The organism is Pseudomonas sp. FFPRI_1 (genome assembly GCF_055384485.1).
This window is the reverse complement of sequence record NZ_AP029168.1, coordinates 4699650-4722622: the sequence shown is the minus strand read 5'-3', so window position 1 is coordinate 4722622 and position 22973 is coordinate 4699650. Positions and strand designations below refer to the sequence as shown.

Below are 22973 nucleotides of genomic sequence, written 5' to 3'. Positions count from 1 at the left end.
TGGTGGAGCTATCCCCTGGGGATAGCTCCACCAGCGCATGGAGGGCGGCGAAGACGTGCCACCGCCCTCCAAGCTGGTTCACTTCCTGCGTTTGGATTCTTTCGGCGCAGCCGGTTCCTGCGCGGCCTGGGGCTTGGGCTCTGCCTCCTGCAGCTTTGGGCTGAGGGTCACGGATTCGATGCGGAACGGCAGGATGCCGACGCTGCGCGCATTGATCTGCCAGGTCTCGCGCGGCTGATCCTCGTTGTCCGTCCAGGGTTCGCGCTCCATGCGGCCGACGACCAGCACGCGCATGCCTTTCTGGTACAGGTCCTTCCAGTGCTCGGCGTCGCGGTGCCAGATTTCCACCGGCGCCCAGAAGCCGCCCCGATCCTCAAAGGTGCCATCCTTCTTGGGTACGGGGTTATCGAAATAGACGTTCAGGCGCAGCAGGCGGCTGGGTTCGTCGTTGCCGTTGGGGAATTCGCGGTACTCCGGTGGCGAGCCGATGTTGCCTTCGCCGGAAAAATGCGTGCTCATGGTGTGATCTCCGTGGTGGTTGAATACCCGTGCCTCGTCGGCGTCGGGAGCGTGCTGGATGCCCGGCGCAATCATCGATCGCGCATTGCGGCGGGAATGGGCGTGAGTCGGCGCAGGTAGGCGTCGTCCGCCTGGGCCGCCTTGCTGGCGCATTCCTGCGCCTGCCTGCCCAAGGTGTGCAGCAGGCTGATCTGCATGTTCAACGTGATGCGCTGCAGCTCGATCGCGTGCAGGTCGGCCAGCAGGTTGACGGGCGTGCTGGTGCTGGCGATCAGCTCCCGCCACAGCGCCACGCCCATGGCCGACCTGTCGTGCCTGCGCCAGCGCAAGAAGACGGTTCCTGCGCCGGTGGTCTGTTGGGCCAGTTCGATGGACAGCAGGTGGAAGGGGTGCCCGCATGCCTGCTCCAGCACCTGTCGCTGTGCCAGGGCAATCAACTCGTCGCGCATGGCGAAGCACTGGCTGGCCCAGGCCTCGAAGTCCCCTTTACCCTTAAAAGGCTTTAAAAGGCCTTTTAGAGAGGCTGCGTGTTCCAGCCGCATGAAGGCACCCTGTTGCAGGCCTCGGAAGTAGCGGGTCGGTTGGTTCGGATCGCTCATGCCGGCTCGTCCTCGTCGGCTGCGGTTTCGGGCGGCTCTGCGGTGGTGGCTTCATCTCCGGGCGGAGGTGCTTCGGCAGGACCGTCGCTGCGCTGCTGCAGGCCACGGCGCACGATGGGCGGCGCAAACTTCGAGCGGCGAGTGCCTTCCAGCACGTCCTGCGGCAGTTCGCCGTACTTCTCCAGCGCGGCCCGCGCTGCGGCATTCTTCGACGCGAAATCATCGCGTGTGCAGCCCGAATAGCGGTACTGCTGGGCCAGCGAGAACAGGCTGCGCAGTGAATGTGCGCCCTCGTTGAGCCAGCGTTCCAAGGTGCTGCGGTCAATGAGCGCGGTGTGATGGGCGAGGATCAGCTTGCGGGCGATGTCGTCGTAGTCGGCCAGAAGATAGACCGCGGCAAAGCCGAGCTGCGCGTTGACGAAGAGCGGCAGCTTGACCGGCTGCACGTTGAGGTTTTCGCCCAGGCTAAGCGCTGGCGGCACGCTCGCCAGCGCCTGGTCCACCTGCTCGCGCAGCGATTGCAGCGTGGCCTTGGTGTGGTCGAGCTTTTCCTCGATGCGCAGCATCCAGAAGTCGCTGTACGGGTCGTCCTGCTCCGAGCCCCGCCGCATCTTGTTCATCTGAGCGATGTAGCCGTTCAGGCCGACGATGCCCGGTCGCCCCTCGGTGGCGGCGCGGCCGTGCCAGATGCGGGAAGCGTGGTGGGTGTGCAGGGTCAGCGACATCGCACTGCGCAGGGAGCCGAGATTCAGTTGCAGAGGTTCATTGGTTGCCATGGTGTCCGCTCGTTGTTGGAAAAGGAGCGGCCAGCTTCGGCAGGAAGCGGAAGGCAGTCAGTCAAGAATCCGAATCCCGGCCGGCCCCGGTTTAGGGCGTGGCGGTTGCATGCGGCATGAGCTATCCCCTGGGGATAGCTCCATGGAGCGCCAACGAACGCTGCACGCCGGGATCAGGGGGGACAACACCGATGCTGCGGCAGAGGGTCGATCCCAGGCCTGCGACAGCCTGGTGTTGTGCCCAGCAGCGGAACTATCCCCAGGGGATAGCTCTACTGGCGGCCATGGACATCTACTTTCACCACCTTGCATGCCGACTCAATTGCTGGCGAGCAGATTGCGTAGCCGCTCGATGTGCTGCTTGGCGACTTCCGGTGGCACTGGCTTACCCTGCGGCTGAGGTGGCGGTGCTGGTGGTGGCCGCTCGTTTGGCGGGACGGATGCCGATGGCGCGTCTTTCTTGGCCCAGGCATTGAACTCGCCATGGATGGCGCGCTGGATGATGCCGAACAGATACCCCGCAGGATTGCGGATGCCATGATTGCTGCATCGTGTGGCCCATTCGTCCAGCACGGCCTGTCTCAGCGCGGCATCGACCTGCTGCAATGCCACCCTGGCACCTGTCTGCTGCTCTGCCTTCAGTTCCGTGAAGCGCTTGGGCCATTGCAAATCGCCCAGCGCGCGCGCCTGCGCGGTAGTACGTACTTCATTAATACGACTACTACGTACTGTACGGGCCTGCTTCGGATTCCGAAGAGAGGCGTCTGGCGCGGGTTTCGCCCCTGCTTCGGATTCCGAAGATGGGTCATCCGCATTCCGAAGAAGGCTCGATGCTCCTTCTTCGGATTCGTGGGCGGCATCCTCCTGTGGATAACTCTCGGCGGCCGTGATGCCTTGGCTGGCGAGGCGTTCTGCCAGGACTTGCAGCCGCGACGGCAGTGTGCGCCCAGAGAGCAGCGGATCTTCCGCGATCTCCTTGAGGGTGTTCAGGCCGACCATCTGGACGGCCTTGGCCGAATGGCCAAGGGACTGGCTGACCAGTGCCAGGTAGTCGGCGTCGAGCTGCATGGCCTCGAAGGGCGTCAGTGGTTCGTCGTGCAGAACATAGAGGTTGCCGAGGATGCGGCCGGTCTTGGGGTCACGCCGTCGCCGCACCAGGCTCAACCATCTGGTGAGGCGCAACAGTGTCAACGCTCGGGCCACGGTTTCATGCGAGGCCTGCCCGGCGCAGGGCATCGACGCCAGCCAGGGGCGAAGCTGCTCATAAGTCGGGAAGGCGGTCACGCCATCGTCGTTGAGCATCAGCCGGAACACCTGCCAGGCGTTGCGCTCCAGCGGCGTCAGGCGACGGTCGAGGAACAGCCGCCGCGGCACGGTCTCATGCCGGTTGCCGCTGAAGAGGAAGGCATCGCCGGACGTGGCGGGCGTCGGCGCAGGCATGGGTGCTGGCGCACTGGGGCTGGGCTTGGGCACGAGGTCTTTCAAGGCGGCGTCGAACAGGTCCGCGAGTGCGACGGGGCCACGGCGTGGTGTGGTGTTGTCCACGGCCATGGCTCAACCCAATCCCTGATCGACCCAGCTCTTGATCGAGGCCCAGACCACCGACAGAGGCAGCGACATGCCTTCGGCCAAGTCCATGGTGGCGTCGAGGATGGAGGTTTCGTCTTCGAGATCGACATTTCTGCTGCCGGTCACGGCCTTCCATTGCCGCCACAGCTCCGTGTCCTGTTTCTCATCCAGCACGGGGTGGCGGCCCTTGCGCTTCGGCAGGCCGAGGATTTCGCGGCGAAGCGCCACCTCCTGATGGGTCAGGCCATAGAACCGACTGACCATCTCGGTGCTCGCGCCCAGCCTGAGCATGCGATCGACCGTGGCGATTTCCTTCTCCACGTCCTGCGCCTGCTTGAGCAGTCGCCGGAGCACTTCGCGGTTGACCGTCACCGAGCACCAGGAGACGTTAGCGTTGGCGAGCACGCTGATCAGCGCGGGATGCTTGAGGGCGTCCAGTTCTTCCTCGCCAAACCCCATCAGTTTGCACCGGCGCAGTTGCCCATTACGCAAGTCATAGAGGGCCTGGGCGATGACGGCCTGGTTGAGTGGGTGTGGTGCGGACATGCTGGCCTCCCTCGCTCAAATTCCAACGCCTGCAGCGCCGGCTTCAAGGTCGAGCAGGTGCCGGGCCAACCGCAGCAGCCGGAACAGCTTGACCAGCGAGGTATCGCTCAATCGCTGGGCCGCATCACCCTGGCCGTGCAGCAGCGCCGGCAGTTCGATGACGATTTGCCCGTCGTGCAGGCCGACGTCGGCGGGCCGCTGACCGGCCAGGCACGCTAACAGCGCGAGGACGGCACGGCCCAGCGGCGCCGAGCTTTGGGTGCGGGCCCGGCAGACGAAACCGATACCCTCTGCACGGTCATCAATGCACTCGTCCAGGTCTGCCTCGCCCGCGATTTCGCGGGCGAACTGTGCGATGTGGATGCGCAGGCGCTCGGCTGTGTCCAGGCCGGGATCGATGTACCAGACATCGGAGATCGGATAGAGCCCGCCAGCCTGCACAGGGATGGACTGCAAGACGCTCACCGAGAAGTCTGGCGGCAGCGCATCACCCAACTGGTCGGCGACCATACGCTGAATGGACTGGAGCCGTTCGGTCGTCGGTGCCGGCGAGACGATGTGCTCCCGAAGCAGATCGCCACCCACCGCAGGGTTGGCCGGACTTGCCTGACTGGCATCCGTGTCGCTCTCGCGCGTCGAGGGCGTTGCCGCAGGTCGGCCTGCAGGCGGCGCTGCGGATGCAGCCCCTGCGATGGGTGGCGCAGTGTTGGCAGGTGGGCGCGCGATGGTTCCCGGCTCCGGCAACGCAGGCGGCGTCGAGGGCGGCGTTGGGTCGCTGACCAAGGCGCGCTGCCGGCTCTCGGATTCGGTCATGTCCAGGGCGAGCACGTCGTAATCGACACCAAGCATCTCGGCCATCTGGCCGATCAGCTCGTCCTGTACACGCTGCGCGGAGAACTCGTCGGCCTGGACGTCGAATTGCGACAGCACGTCCTGGAAAAATTCGTCGAAGTCCTGAACCAGTGGGTGGCCCTTGGCGTAGCGCTCCCACGCGAGCATGCAGGCTTTGCGCATGACCGACAGGCGTTCGACCTGATGGCGACCGAGACCGCCATAGAGCACGGTCGGGATCGCGGGCAGGAGATACTGCACCGCGTCGTTCATGCGGCTGATGTGCGACTGTTGTACCGGGAAGCCATCGGCGGCGAGGCGGCGGGCCAGCTCGGACTGGCTCAAGGCAGTGCCGCTTTCTTGCTCGTAGAACTCGCGCGCCTTCTCGACGCCGAGGGCGCGCTCGATGAACGTGAGGCCCCCGCGCAATTCGTTCTCGGCCAGGTGGCCGGTCAGCATGACGACTTCGCCGCGGCTGGGCCACGGCCGGAACAGGCACGATACACGGAAAAACCGCTCGTCCTTGGTCTCTGACCATAGTTCGCGCAGGATCGCCAGCCGCGTATTTCCGCCGTTGCGAATGATGTAGTGGTCCTCACCTGGTCGGCGAGTGATGGCCGGCGCCGCGTCCAGACCGCGCTCGCGGATGGACGCCTTGATTTCCTCGTAGGCCGGGTTGCGTTTTTTCCTGGGATCGTGGTCGTAGGGGCGCAACTGATCTAGGGTCACGACCATGGGTGTGTCGGCGATCGGGTCGCTCAAGGTCGAGGCTGACGGGCCGCTACGCTCGAACCCGGCCGCGAGCAGCTTGCCGGCCATCTGCTGGGAGGTGATCTCAGCCATGGCCGCCTCCCTGCGCTTGGTATCGGGCCTCGCGCTCGGCGCGGCGGATTTGCGCACGGGCATTCAGGGTCGCCCGGTGGTCGCTGGCCGTCGAGCTGGTGTAGATCGCGGCGCAGCCAGGCTTGGTGAACTTGAGGTGGCCGCCAGGCGTGCGTTTGACGTGCCAACCTTCGCCAACCGCGAACTCGATCAGGGCGCGAAGCCGCTTGTGGCCACGGGCAAGCTCATGTGCGTTCGCCATGGGACCTCCCGGCATCAAGAGGGTGTGGCGGACGGCCGGACACCATGGCAAATCGGTGCCGCCATTGCGGAAATAGTTCGTCTGCGAGGCCGCGCATGGTGTCGAGCGCGGCGGGGGCGACTCTGCCCGGCGGCTGGCGGTATTCGACCCGATGCACTGGCAATCCGCGCGTAGCTGCACGCGGATACGCCTCGATGGCCGGCACGTCGGTAGCCAGCACGCGGATGCCGGCGTGGTCCTGGAAAAGATCGCGCAGGGCCTGCTGGATCAGCCGTGCATTGGCTGACACAGGGTGGACACGATTGATGAGCAGATGCAGAGGTGGAGGCTCGATGCCCAGGTGCCGGTAGGGCGCAATGTCTTCGAGCAACTGCATGGTGCCGCGCCGCAGCTCGCGCGCCGCGAGAATTTCCGGGGTCACGGGCGACAGCGCGAGGTTGGAGGCGAGCACCGCCATCTCCAGCAGCACCGAGCGCGCACCTTGGGTGTCGATCAGCACCAGGTCATAGAGAGGCGCCAGGACCGGCAAGAGATGGCGCAACCGTAGGCGCCCATCCGGCGCGTGCAGCAGCAAAGTGTTCAGCTCGCCTCGGTGGTCGTTGGAGAGCACCAAGTCCAGGCCCTCGATGATCGTGCGGGACACAAGCAGCCCGAGGTCGCGCTCGTTGAAGGCCAGCAACTCGTAGATGCCACCAGGTGCGCGGTGGCCTAGCTCGTAGTACGAGGACAAGGTGGGCTGCACGTCGAGGTCGAGCAGCAGTACACGCAGCCCCGCGTCCGCGGCAAGCCCGCCGAGGTTCGCGGCCGTGGTGGTCTTGCCGACGCCACCTTTGGTTGAAATGATGGATACGACCTGCATGGCGTTCTCCGTGTGAGGATGGGAAGTCCGCTGGAGAACGGGTCAGGCCCGGTTGTTGACGCGCTCGGCGATCCACTGATCGATCTCGATGGAGTCCCAACCGACCGCGCGCACGCCCAGGCGCAGCGCCTTCGGGAACAGGCCTTTGCGCATCAGGTTGTAGATGTGGGCGCGTTTGAAACCCGACTTGGTTTCGACTTCATCAAGCCGCAGGATGCGGCGCTCGCTTGCGGGCAGTGCAGGTGTTTGCGACATGGCGGTCACTCCTGAACGCTCAGTGGCGTTTGTTGGCGTGACCTCCATTCAATAGACATGGATGGGAAAAGACATTGCAAATGCAATCTCCGCGATTGCACATACAAGATGGAAAACCTCAGACTGTTGCGCTACGCAGCCGGCGTCTGGCCGTGGCGAACTTGCCGTTTAGCGTCCGCTCCGCGATCCCCATTGCGCCGCTGTGATGGGCGACCAATGCACTGACCACCGCCTCCTGCGTCTTGAAGCTGGAGTACGGCACGCCCGAAGGCGACTGGCCGAGCATCAGGTCCAGCATGCTGCCGATAATGTTCAGGTAGGTGGCTTCGGCGCGATCACTGATCAGGCACTGTGCGCCAGTAGAGGGCGCCATCTGCTTGAGAAGCGCCCCGTGCTTTTCCTGCAACTCATGCAGTTGGCGTTTGTACTGGTCCAAGGTGGACTTCAGGGCCAGGCGCTCGACTAGCATCGCCTGCCCAGTTTCCACCGAGATGAAGGGATGGGCGATGCGCTCGCTCCGGGAGAAGAGGAAGCACGGTCGTTGCTCGGGATAGTGCTGGCGCATCCAGCTCTTCAGATCGACGTGGCGCACCGTCAGATCAGGGGAGTCGATCAGCGCGGAATCGCGCGTCGTGATGCCGTTCCGTCCGAAGGGCAGTTCTCCATTGAGGATGCCGTCGAAGATGCGTTCGGTGCAAAGCCGCAGCTCGTCACAACGTGGACAGTCCAACGACTGCGGCAGGCGCCTTGGCGACGAAATCGAAGCCAGGATCACCTGCTCGTATCGCAGCAGCCCGGCCCAGCGGATGGACGCTTCGATCGGGCGATAGAACACCTTTGATGTTGGTGCATCATTCTTGTTCTCGTGCATGCTCCGTCTCCTTCCAGGAGAAGAACTACATGACCGACTCCTTTGTCGCCGACCTCATGGTCGGCCTGTCGCTTGTGTAGGAAGTGGGTCCCGAAGGCCGCTTCGTCATGTGGTTTGAATACTTCTCACCAGTTCGCGCAACTGGTAGTCGTCGTGTGTTCGATGTGCAAAAATCATCGATTAGAAGGTCGAGCATCGGGACGTAGGCTCGACAGCGACGCTCACGCTATCAGGGTCGTGAGAAGTTACGGTTTCTGCAAAACCGTCTAGGTATGACCTGATATGCCAGCGGTCTTAGGAAGCGCGAGGGGGCCGCAATCGTCGCCCAATGTCCAGCCGGACGCAGCAAACCCGCACCTGTCATGCTTGCCCCGTCATCCTGATATATCGATAAAGAATCGTGTGTGGGAACGCGGTGGCCAGCGTGAGCGTTCTTCCAAAGGAGCTTGGACAGAAGGTCGCCTGTGAGTTGTGGTGCTGGCGCTTCCAGGTGGCATCCGACTTGTGCCATCACCAGAACCATCTACCTGGGTTGTCTTCGCGATGATGGATGCGGGCAGACAACCGGGCGTGGGTGATGAGTTCGAGGCAGTCGCCTACGACGATGTACCGATCGTGGGTGTGGTGTGCTGAGTGCAGCTCTATGGACGTCCGTGGAACTCTTTGGACGAATTTGTTGCCGAGGACGAAAAACAAGGCTACAATTGAGGTCTTCGCTGGCCAGCCCAACGAAGAAAGTGTTTGGGAAACAACGACTTACTGTCCTAGTACACGTCTCGTTTCCCGCTCCAAACATAGCGCTGCAGACTTCCATTGAGGTCTGCAGCGATCAAAAAAAGGACCTTCGGGTCCTTTTTTCGTTGCGGCGAGAACCACTGAAGTTCAGCACGTATCCGCTAGGTTCAAGTCCAGGATTCCGGCGCGTACGGAATCGGTTTGTGGCTGGAGCAGTTTGCGTAGCGAGATGAGCATCTGGCCCTGACTCTGTTCAGGAACTCGCGATGGCACTCTCGGAAATGTCTATTCGCCACTGTCCTTGGGTATTACCCGCGAATTAGCCTCAAAGAAGCGCGTACCCGCGTGTCTTGGTTGCCCAAGGCATCAATCCCTATGAGCACCGTAAGCAGCAACGCCGTGCTGTTTACGGTGTGGCAATGCATGCATTCGAAGCTGTGTTCAATCAGTGGGTCGAGTTCCGCAGGCTGAGCCTTAAGAACGGTCGTCAGAGCACGCTCTCGCTCGTATTGAAACCTCCAATAAAGACCGCCTGCCATTCCTTGGTGGGCGCTCGGTCTACGATATTGATCGCCACGATCTGCTGGATCTACTGAGTAGGGTCGAGCAGCGCAGGGCGTCAACGACAGCCGAAAAGTGTCGTGCCTGGTTCGACCAACCGTTCCGCTATGCGCTGGTGAAGGTCGAGGGGCTGGAACACAATCCGGGGTCAGATCTCGATATTCACACGGGCAGCGATGCTGAATTAAAGGTCGGTGATGCCAATGGGCCCGTGCCGTTCACCTTTAGCTTTGCATAATGCTTTTCCTGTACGAGGAGGTATGGGCTTGCCTCACTTTCAGCAACGAAACAAGAGCCGGCATCAGCACCAATGCGCCGACCATGTTCCAGATGAACAGCAGCACCAGCAGCAGGCCCATGTCAGCCTGGAACTTCAGCGACGAGAACGCCCAGGTGCTCACGCCCAGGGCCAGGGTGATGCCGGTGAAGGACACGGAGGTGCCGGTGGTTTTCAGCGCTTCGAAGTACGAGCGGCGTAGGTCCAGGCCCTGGTGCAGGAAGTGCTCCATGCGGCTGTACAGGTAGATGCCGTAGTCGACGCCGATCCCGACCCCCAGGGCGATCACCGGCAAGGTGGCGATTTTCACCCCCAGGCCCATCTTCGCCATCACCGCCTCGCACAACACGGTCGAGAGATACAGCGGGGCCATCAGGGCGAGAGTGACCTTCAGCGACTTGAATTCCCACAGCACCACCAGCGAGATGATCACGAACACCAACACCAGCATCAGCTTCTCGGAATGCTGGATCACGCTGTTGGTGGCGGCTTCGATGCCGGCGTTGCCGGCGGCCTGGAGGATCTCGAAGCGCTCGTTGGCGTACTCCTGGTTGAACTGTAAGACGGCCTGGCTGACCCGGGTCAGGGTCTGGGCCTTGTGATCGCGCAGGTAGAGGTTGATCGGCACCAGGCTGCAATCGCTGTCGACCTGGTCGGTGGGCACGCCGGAGCGGGCGTTGTTCATCACGAACGGATCACGGGACAGCTCCGCCCATTTCGGGTTGCCTTCGTTACGCGCCAGGATATTGAAGCGCAGGGTGTCGTACAGCGATTGCACCGATTCCACGCCTTCGACGCCGCGCATCCGTTGCGTGAAACGGTTGGCCAGGTCGGCGGCGGCGAACCGAGCGCATTGCTCCGCCGGGGTCTTGAACATCACCACATAGACGTCGGTGCTGGTGGTGTAGTGGGCCAGCAGGTAGGCGTTGTCCTGGTTGTAGCGGGCATCGGCGCGAAACTCCGGGGCGCCGCCGTCGAGGTCGCCGATCTTCAGGTCCTGGCGCGCCTGGTAGCCGACGGCCAGGAGCAGCAGGCTGCCCAGTACCAAAGGCACGGCAATGCGCGGCTCGACCACCGCGGCCAGGCGCCGGAACACCGGCCAGGCAGCGTTGGCCCGGGCCTGCTGGCGGGCCGTGGCGCGGGGGCTGACGCCGACATAGGACATCAGCACCGGCAGCAGGAACATCTTGGTGAAGATGGCGACGAACACGCCAATGCTGGCGGTGATCGCCAGTTGCTTGATCACCCCGATATCGATCACCAGCAGGGTGATGAACCCCACGGCGTCGGCCAGCAGCGCCGTGGTCCCGGGAATGAACAGGGCGCGGAAGGTGCGCCGCGAGGCTTGCTCCGGGCCATGGCCCTGGGCGGTTTCGCTGACCATCAGGTTGATGTTCTGCACCGCGTGGCTGATGCCGATGGCGAAGATCAGGAAGGGCACCAGGATCGAGTAGGGGTCTAGGCCGTAACCCAGCAGGCTGAGGATGCCCAGTTGGCCCAGTACCGTGAGCAGGCAGGTGGCCACGGTCACTGCGGTGCTGCGCCAGCAGCGGCAATAGAGGTAGAGCAACAGGCTGATCAGCACCACGGTGCAGGCGAAGAACAGTGCAATGTTGCTCGCCGCCGCCAGCAGGTCGCCGATGATCTGCGCGAAACCGATCACCCGGATGCTCACACCCTGGCTGGAGAAGTGTTCGCGCACTTGCTGGTCCAGGGCCTGGCTCAGGGCGCCGTAGTCGAGGGGGGCGCCGGTTTGCGGGTCGGTATCCAGCAGCGGCACGCGGATGATGGTGGAACGCAAGTCATTGGCCACCAGGCTGCCGAGCATGTTGGCGCGCAGGATGTTCTGTCGGACCTGGGCCAGGGCCTGGGGGCTGCCGTCGTAGCCATCGGGAATCACCCGGCCGCTGCGCACGCCCTCGGTGGTGACCTCGGACCACACCGCGTTGGGCGTCCACAACGACTTGAGCTTGCCGCGATCGACCCCGGGTATGTAGAAGACCCGGTCATTGACTTCGCGCAGGGTGTCGAGGAACGCCGGGGTGAAGATCTCGCCCCTGGGGTTTTCCACGATGATGCGCAGCACGTTGCTTTGCGGGCGCAGTACTTCCTCGAAGCGCAGGTAGTTCTGGATGTACGGGTGGCTGGTGGGAATCATCCGCGTGAAGCTGGCGTCCGGGCGCAGCGCCAGGGCCTTGTAGCCCAGCAGCAGGGAAACCAGCAGGAACAGGAGCAGCACGGTTACCCGGTTATGGAACAGAGCCCGCTCCAGGGCGTTCATCAAGGACGATTCGGGGGTGTTCAGCGGCGGGCGCTGTCGGGCCAGGGCGTTCATTGCAGGTACTCCTGGAGCTCGTCGTGCTGCAGCACCCGCAACCCACGATTGCCCACCAGGGCCAGGGCGCCGTCGGGCAAGCCCGCTGCCCCCAGCCACACGGCCTTGTTGCGCGGTTGCAGGACGCGGAAATGATGCAGGTCGCGGCTATACAGCAGGCCAGCCTGGCCGGTGAGCAGCAGGCTGTCGTCGGGCAACTGCTCGGCGCCATACAGGTGGCCACGGCCAGGCAGGTTCACGGCCTGCCAGTGCCGGCCCTGGTCCTGGCTGTCGAACAGCACGCCGCCAAAGCCCATGGCCAGCACCTGGCCGTCGCGCAGTTGCAGCAGCTTGTACAGCGAGGCCGGGGTCAGCACCTGCGCTGGCTGCCACTGGCCGGCGGCCTGTCGATAGAGGCGGCCGCCTTCGCCGGCGATCAGCAGGTCGCCGTTGGCCAGGCCCAGCACGCTGTTCAGGTGCAGGCGATCGGGGTTGTCCAGGCCAGGGACGTAGGCCCAGGTGCTGCCGCCATCGGTGGTATGCAGCACGGTGCCGTAGGCGCCGACCACCCAGCCTTCGCGGCTGTCGCGAAACCACAGATCCAGCAACGGCCGTGTCGGCCCGGCCTCGGCACCGGCGTTGATGTCATCGAGGGCGAAGCGTGCATTCTCCAGCACCTGCTCGTCGGCTTTCGGGTCGGCCTCCAGGCGCGCGATTTCGTTGCGGGCCCATTCGAGCATCAGCGTATTGATCCCTGTGCCGTCCAACTGCTTGCGCCAGGAGCTGCCACCGTCGTCGCTGTACAGCACCACGCCGTCGTGGCCGGTGGCCCAGCCGTGGCGCTCGTCGACGAAGTGCACGGCCGTCAGCAGCAGGTCCACCGGCACCTTGGCCTGAACGACCTGGCCATCGGCCTGGCGCAGCAGTATGTGGCCGTCGGCGCCGACCATGACCAGTCGATCGCCCACGGCCTGCACATCGCTCAGTGGCGCGCTTGGGGCGGTGGCCGACGCCTCGGAAGGACGTTCGAGGCGATCGGCCAGCGGTGTGGCGCAGAGGCCGGTGGGGAGCAGCAGGGCGGTCAGGCTCAGGGCCAGGCCAGCGGCAAAATCAGCGGTATTCATCGTGGGTATCTCAAAAAGCGGGGAAGGATGGCGTTACCGCCATCCTGGCAAGCCGGGGGGGGGCTCAGCGGCCCGAGCGGCGCAGGGCCGAGGGGCTGAAATCGGTGAGCTTGGCGGTGAGGCCAAACTGCGCGCTGCGCTCTTCGTTTTCCAGGCCGTAGACCGCGTAGCGCCGGGCCTGCAGGTCATAGACGACTTCGCTGACATGGATCGCCGACAGCACGTCGTAGCGTTGCAGGGCATGGGCTTCCTGGACCCGCCACAGTTCGCCGCGACCGTCATAGAGATCGGCGCCGAGGATGCCCCAGCTGTCCTCGTCGATGTAGAACACGCGCTTGGCATAGATATGCCGCGCGCCCGGCTTCAAGGTCGCTTCCACTACCCATACGCGGTGCATCTCGTAGCGCAGCAGGTCCTGGTTGAGGTGGTTGGGCTGGATGATGTCCTGGTACTTGAGGGCGCGGTTGGCCAACTGGTAGGTGTTGTAGGGCACCAGCAGTTCCTGCTTGCCCTTGAGTTTCCATTCGTACTTGTCGGTGGCGCCGTTGTAGATGTCGATGGTGTCATAGGTGCGCAAGCCATCCGAAGTGCCCAGCGGCGAGTCGTAGGCCGCCTCCGGCGCACGCAGCACGCGCCGTTGCCCGGGGTTGTAGGTCCAGGCCAGGCGCGCTTCGCGGGTCTGGTCGATGGGTTCGTGGATCAGGGTCTGGCCACCGGCCACGCTTTCCGGCGAGGTCACCTTGCCCAGGTAGTAGTACAGGCGGTTGGGTTCCGGGTTGCCCATGGCCGAGGCCATCACCGCTTTCACCTCGCGACGGATCGGGGTGAAGCTGCCGTTGCTCTGCACCACCATTTCCGTGGGGTAGTACTGGTAGCCGCCGGTGCGGTAGCGCACGAAGTGGTTGAACAGGGCTTCGACCCCGGTCTTGGGAATCGGGAAGGGCACGCTGCTCTTTTCATAGCCGACCAGGCCACTGCCGCCCTCGGCCAGGCTGATGCCGGGCGCTTCCTTGCGGATTTGTGCGTACTCGCTCTGCGGCAGGGCCGCGGTGCGGTGGCTGGGGTAGACCCGCATGCTGAAATCCGGGTACTTGGCCAGCAGTGCCTGGTAGCCCGGGCTGAGGTGCGCCGCGTACTGCTTGAGGTTGGCGGCGCTGACGGTGTACAGCGGTTGCTCGCTGGCGAAGGGGTCGACATAACCCTTGCCGGGGGTGAAGCCGGCCGGGGCCTGGGTCAGGCCGCCGGTCCAGGCCGGGATGCTGCCGTCGGCGTTGCCGGCTTTCTCGGCGCCGCTGGGGGTCAGGTCCTGGCCCAGGCGGTTGACGCTGGCGTTGTCCAGTTGGGCCAGGGCCACGGTGCTGGCCAGGCTGAGGAGGCTGCCCAGGGCGGCAGCGCGAAGCAGGGTGGTGTTCATGATTGTCCTCACGTTCAGAAGCCCATGCGCAGGCTGAGGGAAACGAAGTCCTTGTCGGTGGCGGCGAACGGCGTGTTGCCGCTGCCGGACCAGGACAGCTCGGCGGAATATTTCTGCAGGTAGTCCAAGCGGGTACCGACCGAGCCCAGCAGGCGGTCCTCGGAGAAGGTGCCGTCATAGGACCAGCCCTTGACGTCCTGGCCGAAGGCGATGAAGGGCGAGACGTTGACCCCGGCCAACAGGCCCGGGTAGTTCAACTGCGCGCGCAGGCGATAGCCCCAGGAGAATCTGCTGGTATAGCCGTCGCTGGAGCAGCCGAGCTTGCGGTACCTGGCCTCCGTCACCCCGAGGGCACAGCCCGCGGGATTGCCGCTGGCCAGGTCGGAGCCGAAGGTGTCGGCCTTGGCATAGCGTCGTTCGTCGAGGCCGGGCAGGTCGTGCATGTACTTCATGCCCACCTCGCCGATCAGGTTCAGGCTGTCGGCCCCCAGTACCTGGGGGATGGACTTGAGCGCGCCCAGCGACAGCTGGGAAATCTTGCGCCGGTCGTAGCCGTTGTAGACCGAACCGGGCGCGGCATTGATCGCGTCCTGGCCGAGGGTGATGTCCTGGCCGATCACTTGGGCGATCTGCGTCGGGTTGCCGGCAAAGGCCGGGATCAGGTCGCCGGTGGACAGTTGCACCGGCTGGTTGGGACGGTAGCTGTACTCGCCGAACACCGAGGCGCCCCACAGGTTGGTGGAGAAGCTCAGGCCGAAGATACGGATGTCTTCCGGGAAGTCGGCGAAGTAGCGGCCGTTGGTCGCCTGTTGCCCGGCGATCCAGCCGGCGCCGGGGCCCGGACGCAGGTCGGTGATCAGGCTGGAGTAGGGTGTGCGCGAGTGGAGGTTCATGACATAGGCCCCGAACTCGGTGTCGATGCTGTCGGCGAAGTAGCGCAGGGCCAGGCCGAACTGGCCGGCGTTGGACGGTTCGTTGTCCTTGGCACGCTGGATGAAGCGGTCTTCGGCGAAGGCCACGGGGTCGTTGGCACTGGCGCGCGGCACACCGAAGCAGCCTTCGGGCATGAAGTCGTTGGTCGAGAAGTAGGTGCCGCAGCCCTCGAGTACGGTGCGCCGCCATTGCAACTGGTAGAAGGCTTCCAGGTTCAGGTTGTCGGTCAGGCCGAGGTTGCCGTAGAGCATGGGCACCGGCAGCAGCGCCTCCTTGACCTGGGAGCCCGGGCGGCGCAGCGCGGCGACGTCGATCGGGTTGATGGCGTTGATGCCGTTCTGGAAGTACAGGCCTTCGCCCCAGTTGATCACCTGGTTGCCGATCCGTGCGTTCAGCGGGTGGTCGGCGATGCTGAAGTCACCGAACACATAGGCATCGAGCAGGGCCACGCCCTGGAACTTGGCCAGTTCGTCGAAGTGGCTGTCGTCCAGCTTGCTGTCGGGCTTGTAGCCATTGGAAGAGTGGCCGAAGTCCACTGCGCGGTTGTTCAGGGTGTAGTCGTACCAGGCCTTGCCACGAATGAACGCGCCGTAGTTGCGCCAGTTCAGCTCCATCTCGCCGAGCAGGGTGACGGGCGAGGACACCAGGTTGCGCTTGCGAAAGTTCAGCCGGCCGTCGTCGCCGGTGCGGCCGCCACTGGAGTTGAATTCGCCGGGCTTGCCATAACCGATGGCGTTGGCGTTGCCCTGGTAGATGTTGTCGGCACTGGGTTTCTCCGCGCTCCATACGCCGCCGATGCTCAGGCTGCCGTTGTAGCGGCCGCTGACCTCGCCCCAGGCGAATTCATCGGCGCTGGCATGACCGCACAACGCACAGGCCAGGGGCGTCAACAGCAGGCCGGCCAGTTGGCGACCATGACTGGATATTTTGTGGTGGGCTCGGGCTGAGCTCATGGTGGCTGCCTCTTCATTATTGTTATAGGAAGACCCGCAGCACGCAGCGCGGCAGCGGCCGGGTGCCTTGAGGTCGATAGGGGCATGGCCGGCCGCTCCATGGAGCGGCCGCGGGTGTGGCGTTACAGGAGTGCGGGGAGCAGCGCACCGAGCATGCTGTTGAACGCGGCGTTGCTATCGCCCTGTGGTCGCGGCGCGGCGCTGGCGTCGGCGCTGGTGGGGCGTGGCGCCAGGTCGGGGGCGGAAGACATCTTCACGATCACCAGTTCGCGCTTGGGGTTGATGTAGATCTTCTGGCCAAACCGGCCACCGGCCTCGATCGAACCTTCGCCATCGTTCTTCTGGTACCAGTAGTCCCGGTAGGCGTAGCCGGCCAGGCTCTTGGCCTTGGCGCTGTTGGCGATCAACGCCTGGTTGTCGTTGGGCTGCAAGGCCAGTTGCACGGCCTGGGCAAACGGCGAGACGTCGCGGTGATCGGTCCAGGCACGACGCACGGCTTCGGCGAAGCGTGCGGCATCGCGCAGGGTGCTGCTCATGCCGCCGCTGGCCATCTCGGTGCCCAGGGCATCGACCTGGGTGTAGGCGTCCTCCTCGGCGAACCGCGACCAGATGCGCTCCGACACCAGTTCCGACCAGCTTTTCCCGGTGACCCGGCGCATGGCCCAGGCCACCGCTTCCGGCGAGCCGTTCTGGTAGAACCACAGCGGTGTGGTGTTGGCCGGCTGCGGCTGGCTGACCACCTGCAGGAAGCTGTAGATGTTGTCGGGCATGCCGGCCTGGCGCGGCAGAATGCCGGCGGCGGCGAACAGGCCGATGTCCGGAGGCACCTGCGAGGGATATTGGGCGGCGACCTGCATGTCCAGGTTCTCTTGCAGCGTGGCTTCGCCGAATGGCGTGCCCGCCAGTTCCGGTACATAGCTGGCCAGCTTGGCGCCGGGCGACAGCTTGCCTTCGGCGATCAGCCCGGCGGCCAGCAGGCCGGTGATGGACTTGGTCATCGAGGCCCAGATATGCGGCTGCTGCGGGTCGAATGAATCCAGGTAGCGTTCGTACACCAGCTTGCCCCGGTGCAGCACGATAAAACCATCGGTGAAGCTGTCGTGCAGGTAGTCGGCCAGCGACAGCGATTGCCCGCCGACGCTGAATTTCAACTGATCGAGGGCGGCCGGCTCGCCGGCCTCCAGGGCCAGGGGGCTGGGGGCACGGCGGATGCCGGTGGTGGGCGACATGGCCCGGGCGTTGCGCAGGGCCCAGCGCAGGTTTGGCATCTCGAAGGCGTTCTGTTTGCTCACACGCTTGTCCAGGGCTGGCGGAAAGCCCTGCATGACGCCCAGGCGGATCGGGTCGCTGGTGTCGGTGGCGGCATACACATGACCGCTGATAACGCTCAGCAGCAGCGCTGGTAGCAACCGCTTGCCCGCGGACAGCTGTTGGCCAAAAGGCGCGACGTGGGTGTGCTCAGGTCTTTTGCAACTCATTCTTGTTATCTCCTGGAGGTACAGCGTGAGGGGAGCGCCTATCCCCTGCATTGCGGCCCTTTGGCGGGCCGGCATTGAATTCAGTCTGAGAGCGCGATATACCTGTCCGCAATGCATCAATAGCTATAGATACATAGCCAGGAGGAATGCCATGGACGTACGTGACCTGGAGTACATCATCGCGGTCCAGCAGTATGGAACGGTGGGCAAGGCCGCGGAACAACTGGGCATTACCCAGCCTTCGCTGACCAAGGCGGTGCGCCGGGTCGAGACCCAGCTGGGGGTCATGCTGTTCGAGCGGACCTCCACCGGCATGCGTCTGACCCAGGCCGGGGAACTGTTCCTGGCCCGGGCCCGACGCCTGAGCCGCGACTACGACGATGCCCTGGCGGAGATGCGCAGCATCCGCAGCGGCGAACAGGGCGGTGTGCGCCTGGGGTACTCGCCGTCGCTGCCCGATGCGCTGGTGGTCGCCAGTTGCCGCCGGCTGTTGCGCGAGCGCCCGGCGGCCCGGCTGCGCATGCGCCGGCGCCTGGCCAGCGAGTTGCTGGAATTGTTGCGTGACGGCGAGATCGATGTGGCGGTGATGCCACTGTCGGCGGCCACCGACGAGTTCGACACGCAAGTGCTGTACGAGGATTGCCTGGCCGTGGTGGCCGACGCCGGGCATCCGCTGGTGGCCAGAAAACAGGTGCAGCTCAGCGACCTGCAAGGTGAACAGTGGTTGCTGCCGGAGGGCCACATCAGCATCCGCCAGGCTCTGGACAATGCCTTTCTCAAGCAGGGCATGCCGCCACCGACCCTGCGCATCGAAGCCGATTTCAGCAGCGAAGCCCTGTTCCAGCTGATCGTCGGCACCCCCACCCTGACCCTGTCGCGCTGCGGGCGCATGACCCGTGCTGCCGGGCTCGAGCCCTTAAATCTGCAGCTCGACGGCCTTGACCTGCGCCGCCGTATCGGCCTGGTCACCCGGGCCGGCGGCTACCTGTCACCGGTCTGCAACCGACTGATCGAACTGTTCAAGGACGAAGCCTGCGAGCGCAACATCCAGGAGTGGCTGTAGGCCGGGGCCATCCCATTTTGTTATGGGTGACCCCGCAAGAGTTGTATTGGCGAGCTTTTTTTCTCCACTTGTAAGATCGGCGCACCCCGTTCTGCTTCGGAGAATAAGAAAGTGAACCTTGGAAAAATACTGAGCCGGAGTGCGCGGTACTGGCCTGATCATGAGGCGGTCGTCGACAGCCGACAGCGCCTGACCTACGCGCAACTTGAGGCGCGCAGCAACCGTCTGGCCTCGGGGCTGCTGCAGCTCGGGCTGGAGCCGGGCGCCCACGTGGCAATCCTGGCAATGAACCGCGTCGAGCTGGTCGAGGCGGAGGTGGCCTTCTACAAGGCCGCCATGGTCAAGGTGCCGATCAATGCCCGCTTGTCCGCGGAAGAAATCGTCCGGGTGCTCAACGACTCGCGCAGCGTCGCGGTGATTACCGGCGCCGTGGCGGCCCAGGCCCTGGCGGCCAACCGCAAGGCGCTGCCGCATCTGCAATGGATCATCGTGCTGGCCGACGAGGGCGGTGACATTCCTTACCGCGAAGTCCTCGACATGGGCGACGAGCGTGAGGTGCACAGCGACCCCCACGACGACCAACTGGCGGTGCTGCACTACACCTCCGGCAGTTCCGGAGTACTCAAGGCGGCGATGCTGAGCTTCGGCAACCGCAAGGCGCTGGTGCGCAAGAGCCTGGCCAGCCCGGTGCGTGGCGCCGGCCCTGACGATGTCATGGCCCACGTCGGGCCCATCACCCATGCCAGCGGCATGCAGATCATGCCGCTGCTTGCCGTGGGCGCCTGCAACCTGCTGATCGAACGCTACGATGACGAACTGCTGCTACGCACCATCGAAAAGGAACGGGTGACACGGTTGTTCCTGGTGCCGGCGATGGTCAATCGCCTGGTCAATTTCGCTGGCGTCGAACGGTTCGACCTCGGCAGCCTGCGTCTGGTGATGTACGGCGCCGCGCCCATGGCCCCGGCCCTGGTGGAACGGGCGATCGAGGTGTTCGGGCCGATCCTCGCGCAAGGTTATGGCGCCGGCGAAACCTGCTCGCTGGTGACGGTGCTGACGGAACAGGATCACTTGGTCAAGGACGGCGACACCCGTCTGCTGGCTTCCTGCGGGCGCTGCTATTTCGAAACCGACCTGCGGGTGGTCAACGAACAGTTCGAGGACATCCAGCCCGGAGAGATCGGCGAGATCGTGGTCAAGGGCGCTGACATCATGCAGGGCTACTGGCAGGCGCCGGAGCTGACCGCCGAGGTGATGAAGGATGGCTACTACCTCACCGGCGACCTGGCCACGGTGGATGAGCTGGGCTACCTGTTCATCGTCGACCGCAAGAAGGAAATGATCATTTCCGGTGGCTTCAACATTTATCCCAGCGAAGTCGAACAGGTGCTCTACCGCCTGCCCGAGGTGTTCGAGGCCGCGGTGGTCGGCGTGCCGGACGAGCAGTGGGGCGAAGCGGTGAAAGCGGTGCTGGTGCTCAAGCCGGGCGCCAGCCTGTCCGAGGCGCAGGTCATCGACTTCTGCGCCGGACACCTGGCGGGCTTCAAGAAGCCGCGCAGTGTCGACTTCATCGATGAATTGCCGAAGAACCCCAACGGTAAGGTCGTGCGCCGAGTGGTCCGCGATGGTTACTGGAAAAACAGTCAGCGCAAGATCTGACGCAGGAGCAGAACCGAAATGATTGAGCCGAGCGAAAAAGCCCAACGGATCATCCGCGACATGCAAGCCTTCATCCGTGACGAGATTATCCCGCTGGAAAAGAAAGAAGGGTTGCAGTGGGGCGAAGCCCATCCCAAGGCGATTCTTGCCGATATCTGGCAACGCTCCTGCGAGCTGGGGTTCTATAACGTCATGCTTCCGGAGAACCTCGGCGGCGCGGGCCTGAGCGTGGTCGACCTGTGCGCGGTCAAGGAGGCGGCGATCCTCACCGGTGCGATGCTCGCGCCCCATGTGCTGGGTGAGCTGAGCGGCCCGCCACGGATCGGCCATCTGTTCAAGGTGGCGAGCCCGGTGCAAATCGAGAAGTTCCTGCAGCCGGTGTGTCGGGCGGAAAAGGCCGTGTGTTTTGCCCTGACCGAAGCCGAGGCAGGCTCCGACGCCAGCGCGATCAAGACCAGCGCGGTGCGTGACGGCGAGCACTATGTGCTCAATGGCGCCAAGCGCTATATCTCCGGCGCGCCCTACGCGGACTTTGCCGTGTTGCTGGCGGTGACTGGACAGGGCAAGGGCGCGGCAGGCATCTCGGCGTTCTTCGTCGACCTCAAGGGGCCGGGTGTGCGGATCGACGCGGATTACCAGGTGATGTCCGGCGCCGGCAGCCACGGCAACATCGAGCTCAAGGAAGTGCGGGTGCCGGTGGAGAACCTGATTGGCGAGGAGGGCGCAGGCTTCAAGCTGGCAATGGGGCGCATCACTCTCAACCGCCTGCTGCACTGCCCGACCATGCTTGGCATGGCTGGCCTGGCGCTGAACCTGTCGATCGAGCATGCCCGTACCCGCACCCAGTTCGGCAAGCCGATCGCCATGTTCCAGGCGGTCAACCACATGATCGCCGACATGGCCACCGAGCTGCTGGCCGCGCGCAGCATGATGTACGCCACCGCGGCGCTGAACGATGCCGGTGGCGACATCCGTACCCAGGCGCCGATGTGCAAGCTGTATGCCTCGGAGGCGGCGTTTCGCATCGTCGATCGCGCGGTGCAGGTCCACGGTGGCGCCGGGCTGATCCGCGGCAACCCGGTAGAGTGGATGTTCCGCGCCACCCGCATGATGCGGATTCTCACCGGCACCAGCGAGATCCAGCGCAACACCATCGCCAAGGGTATCCTGATGCCCGGCTGAGCCCTCGCGCTTGCGCCCGCCGAAACGGCGGGCGACTTCTACCTAAGAACAATAATCAGAGGTATCCCATGCTCGGCATCGAATCCGACTACCGCCCGAAAGCCGCCTGGACCATTGCCGGGTTGCTGGCGGTGATGATGTTGGTGAATTTCCTCGACAAGGTCGTCATCGGCCTGGTCGCCGTGCCCATGATGCAAGAGCTGGCGCTGACGCCCGCGGAGTTCGGCCTGATCGGCGGGGCCTTGCACTGGCTGTTTTCGATTTCCGCGGTGGTCGGGGGGTTCATGGCCAACCGCAAACCCACCCGCACCCTGTTGCTGGGCATGGGCCTGTTCTGGGCCCTGGTGCAGTTGCCGATGCTGTTCGCCACCTCGTTGTGGACCATAGTCGCCTGCCGGGTGTTGCTGGGCATCGGCGAAGGGCCGGCCTCGCCGGTGGCCACCCACGCTTTGTACAAATGGTTTCCCGACAGCAAGCGCAGCCTGCCGGTGGCCTTGCTGCATTCCGGCAGCGCCATGGGACTGCTGGTGGCTGGTCTGCTGATTCCCTGGATGAGCCTGCACTACGGCTGGCGCAGCAATTTCCTGGTGCTGGCGGCCATCGGCCTGGTCTGGTGTGCGGCCTGGTATCGCCTGGGCCAGGAAGGGCAGCTGGACAACGTGGTCCCTGGCGGCTTGGGTACGGGCGTGGCCGAGGAGCGAGTGCCGTACCGGCGCCTGCTGAGCGACCCGACCGTGATCGGCAACTACATTGGCCACTTCGCCGCCAACTGGTCCCTGGCCCTTACCCTGACCTGGGTCCCGGCCTACCTGGAGAAAGGCCTGGGCATGGCCTCGCTGAACGCTGGACGGATCTTCGTGGTGTTCGTGCTGGTGACCACGCCGCTGAGCCTGGTCATGGCCTGGTGGTCGCAGCGCCTGCTGCGTCGGGGCTTGCCATCACGGCTGGCGCGCGGGGTGTTCGTCTCGTTGTGCCTGATCCTCAGCGGCATTCTCGCCGCAGCGCTGGTGCTGCCGGGATTGTCGCTGGCCGAGCGCATCGCCTGCCTGACCTTCAGCGGCGGCCTGGCCCTGGTGATGTACTCGATCGGCCCTGCGATGCTCGCGGAAGTGGTGCCCAGCGGGCAACGCGGCAGCATGTTGGCAATCGGCAATGCCTGCGGCTCGCTGGCCGGCCTGGCGGCGCCGGTGGTCACCGGCTTTCTGGTGCAGAACGCCCAGGGCATCGATGGGCAGGGTTATGCCCACGGTTTTATGGTCTGCGGCGCAATCTTGATCGTCGCCGGCCTGCTGGGCCTGCTGACCATGAACCCGCAGCGTTCGTGCAAGCGCCGCCAGCAGCGGGAACCGGCTGTGGTGCTAGAGAGCTGAC

General features: G+C 64.4%; 20 protein-coding genes. 5 read left to right on the top strand and 15 right to left on the bottom strand.

What is annotated here, in order from left to right:
* Positions 1-78: 78 nt before the first annotated feature.
* The 10 genes from ACZ5BO_RS20915 to ACZ5BO_RS20870 all read right to left on the bottom strand — a co-directional run bounded on the left by ACZ5BO_RS20915 (position 79) and on the right by ACZ5BO_RS20870 (position 7909).
* Complete coding sequence (locus tag ACZ5BO_RS20915) at positions 79-519, bottom strand: single-stranded DNA-binding protein (protein ID WP_031684101.1); 441 nt, start codon at positions 517-519, stop codon at positions 79-81.
* Positions 520-590: 71 nt separating this feature from the next.
* The gene (locus tag ACZ5BO_RS20910; RefSeq protein ID WP_034084952.1) at positions 591-1118 is read right to left on the bottom strand and encodes a DUF3158 family protein; all 528 of its coding nucleotides are present in this window, start codon (positions 1116-1118) and stop codon (positions 591-593) included.
* Positions 1115-1894: a PFL_4669 family integrating conjugative element protein gene (locus ACZ5BO_RS20905; protein WP_023093472.1), complete on the bottom strand. Its 780-nt coding sequence runs from the start codon at positions 1892-1894 to the stop codon at positions 1115-1117. Before ACZ5BO_RS20905 ends, ACZ5BO_RS20910 begins: the two co-directional genes overlap by 4 nt.
* Before the next feature lie 318 nt (positions 1895-2212).
* Positions 2213-3445, bottom strand: a complete 1233-nt coding sequence (locus ACZ5BO_RS20900; protein ID WP_023093473.1) for an STY4528 family pathogenicity island replication protein — start codon at positions 3443-3445, stop codon at positions 2213-2215.
* A gap of 3 nt (positions 3446-3448) precedes the next feature.
* Positions 3449-4009, bottom strand: coding sequence for a DUF2857 domain-containing protein (locus ACZ5BO_RS20895; protein ID WP_023093474.1), 561 nt, complete (start codon positions 4007-4009; stop codon positions 3449-3451).
* A gap of 15 nt (positions 4010-4024) precedes the next feature.
* The gene (locus tag ACZ5BO_RS20890; protein ID WP_023093475.1) at positions 4025-5683 is read right to left on the bottom strand and encodes a ParB family protein; all 1659 of its coding nucleotides are present in this window, start codon (positions 5681-5683) and stop codon (positions 4025-4027) included.
* Entirely contained in the window at positions 5676-5924 is a 249-nt protein-coding gene (locus tag ACZ5BO_RS20885) for a hypothetical protein (RefSeq protein WP_019726333.1), read from the bottom strand. Before ACZ5BO_RS20885 ends, ACZ5BO_RS20890 begins: the two co-directional genes overlap by 8 nt.
* A complete protein-coding gene (locus tag ACZ5BO_RS20880) occupies positions 5908-6783 on the bottom strand; it encodes a ParA family protein (protein ID WP_023093476.1) in 876 nt (291 codons plus the stop codon). Before ACZ5BO_RS20880 ends, ACZ5BO_RS20885 begins: the two co-directional genes overlap by 17 nt.
* Positions 6784-6825: 42 nt before the next feature.
* Positions 6826-7038, bottom strand: a complete 213-nt coding sequence (locus ACZ5BO_RS20875) for an AlpA family transcriptional regulator (RefSeq protein WP_009459729.1) — start codon at positions 7036-7038, stop codon at positions 6826-6828.
* Between the two features lie 118 nt (positions 7039-7156).
* Positions 7157-7909, bottom strand: a complete 753-nt coding sequence (locus tag ACZ5BO_RS20870; protein WP_023093477.1) for a hypothetical protein — start codon at positions 7907-7909, stop codon at positions 7157-7159.
* 1243 nt (positions 7910-9152) lie between these two features.
* Between ACZ5BO_RS20870 and ACZ5BO_RS20865 the strand changes: the two genes are divergently transcribed.
* Positions 9153-9443, top strand: a complete 291-nt coding sequence (locus ACZ5BO_RS20865) for a phage integrase central domain-containing protein (RefSeq protein WP_464701331.1) — start codon at positions 9153-9155, stop codon at positions 9441-9443.
* Here ACZ5BO_RS20865 and ACZ5BO_RS20860 read toward each other — a convergent pair.
* From ACZ5BO_RS20860 to ACZ5BO_RS20840, 5 genes are all read right to left on the bottom strand, one after another.
* Complete coding sequence (locus ACZ5BO_RS20860; protein WP_464696372.1) at positions 9430-11817, bottom strand: efflux RND transporter permease subunit; 2388 nt, start codon at positions 11815-11817, stop codon at positions 9430-9432. The genes ACZ5BO_RS20865 and ACZ5BO_RS20860 overlap by 14 nt on opposite strands.
* Positions 11814-12920: a WD40/YVTN/BNR-like repeat-containing protein gene (locus tag ACZ5BO_RS20855; protein ID WP_464696371.1), complete on the bottom strand. Its 1107-nt coding sequence runs from the start codon at positions 12918-12920 to the stop codon at positions 11814-11816. Before ACZ5BO_RS20855 ends, ACZ5BO_RS20860 begins: the two co-directional genes overlap by 4 nt.
* Before the next feature lie 64 nt (positions 12921-12984).
* Complete coding sequence (locus ACZ5BO_RS20850) at positions 12985-14334, bottom strand: DUF1329 domain-containing protein (RefSeq protein WP_464696370.1); 1350 nt, start codon at positions 14332-14334, stop codon at positions 12985-12987.
* A 14-nt stretch (positions 14335-14348) separates the two neighbouring features.
* Positions 14349-16220, bottom strand: coding sequence for a DUF1302 domain-containing protein (locus ACZ5BO_RS20845; protein WP_464696369.1), 1872 nt, complete (start codon positions 16218-16220; stop codon positions 14349-14351).
* A gap of 122 nt (positions 16221-16342) precedes the next feature.
* Positions 16343-17698 (bottom strand): serine hydrolase domain-containing protein, encoded by a 1356-nt coding sequence (locus tag ACZ5BO_RS20840; RefSeq protein ID WP_464696368.1) that lies wholly within the window; start codon positions 17696-17698, stop codon positions 16343-16345.
* A 151-nt stretch (positions 17699-17849) separates the two neighbouring features.
* Between ACZ5BO_RS20840 and ACZ5BO_RS20835 the strand changes: the two genes are divergently transcribed.
* From ACZ5BO_RS20835 to ACZ5BO_RS20820, 4 genes are all read left to right on the top strand, one after another.
* Positions 17850-18761 carry a LysR family transcriptional regulator gene (locus ACZ5BO_RS20835; protein ID WP_464696367.1) on the top strand — a complete coding sequence of 304 codons (912 nt, stop codon included), beginning with the start codon at positions 17850-17852 and terminating at the stop codon, positions 18759-18761.
* A gap of 111 nt (positions 18762-18872) precedes the next feature.
* Positions 18873-20420, top strand: a complete 1548-nt coding sequence (locus ACZ5BO_RS20830; RefSeq protein ID WP_464696365.1) for a class I adenylate-forming enzyme family protein — start codon at positions 18873-18875, stop codon at positions 20418-20420.
* 18 nt (positions 20421-20438) lie between these two features.
* Positions 20439-21602 carry an acyl-CoA dehydrogenase family protein gene (locus tag ACZ5BO_RS20825; protein ID WP_464696364.1) on the top strand — a complete coding sequence of 388 codons (1164 nt, stop codon included), beginning with the start codon at positions 20439-20441 and terminating at the stop codon, positions 21600-21602.
* A gap of 68 nt (positions 21603-21670) precedes the next feature.
* Positions 21671-22972: an MFS transporter gene (locus ACZ5BO_RS20820; RefSeq protein ID WP_464696363.1), complete on the top strand. Its 1302-nt coding sequence runs from the start codon at positions 21671-21673 to the stop codon at positions 22970-22972.
* Position 22973 lies beyond the last annotated feature (1 nt).